This is a genomic window from uncultured Methanobrevibacter sp. (assembly GCF_947169325.1).
GTDB lineage: Archaea > Methanobacteriota > Methanobacteria > Methanobacteriales > Methanobacteriaceae > Methanocatella.
In genome coordinates, this window is the sequence record NZ_CAMVPN010000121.1 from 1 (window position 1) to 5,046 (window position 5,046).

The 5,046-nt window shown below is 30.2% G+C and carries 6 protein-coding genes; all 6 read right to left on the bottom strand.

Going from position 1 to position 5,046, the window contains the following annotated elements; translation table 11 throughout:
- Positions 1 to 416, bottom strand: a 416-nt coding sequence (locus tag Q0W26_RS11325; RefSeq protein WP_298525475.1) for a hypothetical protein, incomplete at its 3' end; no start/stop codon positions are given.
- Positions 417 to 624: 208 nt separating this feature from the next.
- Complete coding sequence (locus tag Q0W26_RS11330; RefSeq protein WP_298525477.1) at positions 625 to 2,013, bottom strand: hypothetical protein; 1,389 nt, start codon at positions 2,011 to 2,013, stop codon at positions 625 to 627.
- Positions 2,014 to 2,179: 166 nt separating this feature from the next.
- A complete protein-coding gene (locus Q0W26_RS11335; RefSeq protein WP_298525480.1) occupies positions 2,180 to 3,046 on the bottom strand; it encodes a hypothetical protein in 867 nt (288 codons plus the stop codon).
- Between the two features lie 123 nt (positions 3,047 to 3,169).
- The gene (locus Q0W26_RS11340) at positions 3,170 to 3,934 is read right to left on the bottom strand and encodes a hypothetical protein (protein WP_298525482.1); all 765 of its coding nucleotides are present in this window, start codon (positions 3,932 to 3,934) and stop codon (positions 3,170 to 3,172) included.
- Between the two features lie 12 nt (positions 3,935 to 3,946).
- Complete coding sequence (locus Q0W26_RS11345; RefSeq protein ID WP_298525485.1) at positions 3,947 to 4,075, bottom strand: hypothetical protein; 129 nt, start codon at positions 4,073 to 4,075, stop codon at positions 3,947 to 3,949.
- Positions 4,076 to 4,087: 12 nt separating this feature from the next.
- On the bottom strand, positions 4,088 to 5,046 hold a 959-nt coding region (locus Q0W26_RS11350), incomplete at its 5' end, for an AAA family ATPase (protein ID WP_298525487.1).

Below are 5,046 nucleotides of genomic sequence, written 5' to 3' on the forward strand. Positions count from 1 at the left end.
TCGTCGTTCCAGTCTTCTTCATCGGTGTCGTCGTCTTCGTAATCTGAATCGTCCCAATCGTCGTTCCAGTCTTCTTCGTCGGTGTCGTCGTCTATGTCTTCATCCCAGTCTTCATAATCGGTTTCGTCGTCTTCGTAATCTGTATCGTCCCATTCGTCGTTCCAGTCTTCTTCATCGGTTTCGTCATCTTCGTAGTCTGTGTCGTCTATGTCTTCGTTCCAGTCTTCGTCATCTAAATCGTCATAATCATCGTCCCAGTCGTCATCATCCAAATCATCAATTTGATCGATACTTTCTAAATCATTATCTATTGCAACATTTTCATCTGCGTGTATATTTTCTTGTGCATATGCTGCTGAAATTGACAGCATCATGACAAGCAATGAAAATATAATCATTTTTGTTTTAAATTTCATATTTTTAACCTCGATTTTAATTTTTATTTTGAATTCTCTTAAATAACTTGAAATAATGTTTTTAGCTTTGGAGGATTTTATTTTAAATAGTAAAATAGCCATTTTTTAGTGCATTTATTTTTATAAAAAATAAAGATTCAAGCTAAAAAATTATTTCTAATATACTTTAAATATTGTAAAAAAAGCGGGAAAATCCCTAAAGTTTTTTTTAAGGGATTGTGATTTTAATCACGCCAAATAATGCGAAAACTGAAGTGTTTTCTACAATAAATGGTGCATTAACGTTATGTTTTTTAAAGAGAACATAATCGTGGTTATCTTCTTTCTCGGTGCTGGTAACGGTATCAAATTCACTGACTTCAGGTAGATTGTCATAACTGTTATTCTGTTTAGTGAAGCTGGTGTTGGTGCATTCGCATCCGATTACATGATAAAATGTATGCTGAATGTCTTCGGACATGTTGTATGATAGGCAATTGGCCTGTTGGCTAAGTTTAATGATTTGCATATCTATTCTCTCATCGCAATTGCTGGATGTGTCGTGCCTGCAATCTCCAGCATCGGATATTTGCAAATCAGACTTCATACCATCATATGAATCAATATAAACGCTCTGCATTGCTTTTAAATCGGATGTTTGCTTTGTTAACTCAATGTTGTCGTGAATGATCGCCATATCCGAAACATTGCTGTCTAATTCCTCATCCTCATCCAAATCAGAATAATTCATGATTGAATCAGTATCCGGATAAAAAGTGTAATCTGAATAATATTTACTGTTTCTTAATGTTGAATCACTATTGGACGATGGAATTGTGGCCATTGTGTTATGAGTGGTTGGCATGTTCATGATTTTATCGAAAATATCAAAAAATGCGTTCATGTCAACTAAATTCATAAAGCTGGACTTTGCATATTTCGCCCCGGCATCTATAAAACCAATCAGGTTATCTTTCAGATTGTCAATGGTCTTAAGATCAATAATATAGGTGTTGGCGTTGAAAACATCTCCGATTTCACTTTCATCAATCAGGTTTTTCACTGAATCCAATTTCAGATAATCGAAATATTCGCTGTAATCTGAGTCGGCTTGCCAGGAGAAATCTTCGCCGGTAAAGTCATCAAGAATATCATTTACAGCTTCAGGACACATATTGTCCAGGTATTGAAAATTAGAAAATTTTTCATCACTGTCACGTTCATTGAATCCATCTTCAAGGTCATATTTTGGAGATTGTGAATATGCGGATGATTTGTGAATGGCAAAATCCTTGTTAAAAGAAATGCCAGCAGTAGCTGAACTGCCTTTGCCTATGACATTAAAACCGTGGTCTGCACCAGCTTCATTGCCATTAAATTTATCTGGTGAGATATTCGGTTTGACATTCTCTTCTGAGATATTCTTATCATCATCGTCAATAACACTATCTTCCAAAATGGAATCTTCGCTAACGCTATCTTGACTGGAGTCTAATTCGATGAAATCGGAAGTTACGGCTCCATCGTCAATTGTAGTATTGTCTTCTGCGCTAACGGCAGACATTAGCATGAATATTGCTATCAATGAAAATATGATTATTTCTTTTCTAAATTTCATATTCGCAACACATGGAGAAGTTTATCGATAATCTAATAAATAATTTTTGTTTTTTAATTTCGAAGGATTATGCTTGAAAATTATTTTTTAATACTGTTTAATATGTTATATCTATCAAACTATAGTTTTTAATCTCTTTTTTTCAAATAATTTCCAATTGTGGCAGTTAACATCTTTTGTTCAAAGGAATTGAATTCCTGTTTGAAGAGCTATTGATGATATTGCCGGTTTTTTCTTCAACAAATTCGATTGATTTTGTTAATCTCTTTATGTTTTCAGTATGGTCCTGTTCCCAGGTGGGAATAATATTATTGTAAAAATCATCATGGAAATTAATGCTGATTCCTCTTGCAAATGTTCTCCATGATAATTCCATTGGGATTCTAACGCATTGCCAGCATTCTCTAAACTTATTTTCATTATCAATCAATTCCAAACGTGAAAACAATCGTGAAAACAGGACTAAAAATTCATCATCTATTTTCTCATTAGTCATTCCTGATAAGCAGTTGTAAAAGACATTCAGATAATTTTTAGGAGTTATTGAATATAATAACTCCTCATTCTTAGCTATATCAAATAATATGTATTTGAAAGGATGCATTATCGGATAAGGGGCGTAATCAATAAAGATGTCTTCATCAAACTTATTGAAAAAGGAATTTGTATTGCTTAAAATTTTATGGATTTCTCTCTCAATTTCGGGAAATTCTTCAATTATGTTCTTATTGGATGAAAATGACATGTAGGATTCATCATTTAAAAAAAATGAGTTTGTAGAGAATGGATAACAGTTATTTTTCTTTAATCTTGAAAATATTTGTGCCACAACACTTGAAAATGGTCCTTCTTCAGCCCAGTAAAATGGCAATTGTTTATACAAAGGATGGTCGCATCCAAGTTCTTTTTTAATTTTAAAAATCATTTTCTGAAGTCTATAATGGGATATTGCAATGTTTTTTTCCTTCAGTTGGTATAATAAGAACTTCAATAAGTCATTTGTAATAACATATTTATTTTCATGTTGTGTCATACTATCTCACAAAATTTCTAAGTGAATATTTAATTTTGTTATTTTAACTATTAATATCAAATTACTGTTTTCCAATGAAATTCTTTTCAAAATTTCAGTCGGAGTGTAATTAAAAATAATAAATTAATTGCATAAATGATAAATGACTTTATGCAATTTCTTTTTTTGATTTTGATTGATTGGCATGCCTTCAGTATTGATTTCAGATTCAATTTTTTTGTCAATTTCTTTGTCAATATCCTTTTCACATAAAGAAATTTCATTTAAATCATCAACAATATCAAGAATATTGTTTAAATAATGAATTGGGAACAGATTAATTTTTGGAATAAAATTATCAATGAAATCGTCATTTGGAATCGGTTGATAATCGGTAATTATTCCATTTTTTTGATATAATGAATATTTATTTTCAATTTCTTGTTTTACAGTCATGTGGGTATTTGAACTATTTGCATCATTCGCATAAACGATATAAACATGGCATGCATAATGTTCTGTTAAAAATGAATTTAACTTGTCTGTTGAACCCTTAAATTCTCTAAATAATGTGGGAATTGCAATTAAAATAGTTTCAAGGGGTTTAATTTTTAATTGAACTGCCATTTCATCCTCATAATGAGTATATATTTTTTTAATATTGTTTTGATTTAAATTGCTTATGGGGCAATCTCCTCTTTGAATTTCGCATGCATTCTCTTTTAATGTGCAAATGTTCTCTTTAAAGAATTTTTTCAAAGGTTTTTTGTCTAATTTGTCTCCTTTAAATTCTATAAAGAATAAAGATAGTTTGTTCTTTTTGTTGAAAGTAAAATAAATTCCATCAACGATTGCAGAAGATTCTTTTTGTCCGTATAGGTCCAATATTAATTGTTCTATATTTAACATTTTAACATCAGATTAGACTAGGGATGTTGGATTTTCACCTTTAGATGAAGAGATGTCAGTAATTTTCTCATAATATTTGCCTTCTTCTAAATTAAGCAACCAATTAATAAATTTAAGGAATTCAAGTTCGTCAGAATACATAGTCATCACATCTTATTCAAATTCGTCTTTCCAGTCTGTTTCAAATCTAACAGAATTTAATATGTGATATGGATCTGCTAAATTTTCATAAATCTCATTTAAATTGGCCATGTCAATCTCACTAATGTTAAATTTCTTTTTGTTTTCATCCACAGGTTTTGTTAAAAAGAAACTCACGTTATCATCCATTTTCTCTTTTTTGCAATAAACTTCCATAGCTTCAATAATGAATGGACTATGTGAATTAAGATAAATTTTTACATTTAGTTCTTTAGCCATGTCCACCAAAAGTTTAACTAATTTTATTTGCAATCCTGGATGCAGATTTACTTCAGGTTCATCAATTATCAACCATGTTCCTTCAGATATTGATTTGTTGGAGAGTAATAACTGTATTAATCCCATTTGTTTATATCCTGAAGCAATATTTCTTACATCATAAATATCTCCGTTTGTTCTGAAAGTAAACTCGTTTTTTTCATTGTCAAATTCAAATAAACCCCCAATCATATCATATAGTTCAGTTTCAAATTTTTTCTTATATTTAATATAGATTTCTTCCAATGCTACTGAATTATAAGACTGTTCTTGAATTAAGTTTTCTATTAGGGATATGGAATGATAAGGACTAGAATTGTTATTAATAACAATTCCATTTGGAGTATTTCGAATTTTAAAACCTAAAACTTGAATATTATCGATGTAAATTACTTTATTAATTTTAAGTTCATCAATCTCATTTACATTTAAATTCAAATTAACTGCATCATTTTCAAATTCCATTTTAAAATCAAATAATTCTTTATTAGGATCATTAAAATTAATTTTTCCACCAGTCAATGATTTTAAAGAAGATGGTCCGAATTCTCCAAGCAATAAAAAATTAATCACCCTTCCTAAATAGGCATAGTTCTTTTTATTAATGTCTATGCTATCTTTAATGGAATTAAAGTCGTTCTTACAATTTTCAT

Coding starts and splice junctions, on each gene's coding strand:
- Q0W26_RS11330 (WP_298525477.1), bottom strand. CDS start 2,013: ATGAAATTTAGAAAAGAAATAATCATATTTTCATTGATAGCAATATTC.
- Q0W26_RS11335 (WP_298525480.1), bottom strand. CDS start 3,046: ATGACACAACATGAAAATAAATATGTTATTACAAATGACTTATTGAAG.
- Q0W26_RS11340 (WP_298525482.1), bottom strand. CDS start 3,934: ATGTTAAATATAGAACAATTAATATTGGACCTATACGGACAAAAAGAA.
- Q0W26_RS11345 (WP_298525485.1), bottom strand. CDS start 4,075: ATGTATTCTGACGAACTTGAATTCCTTAAATTTATTAATTGGTTGCTT.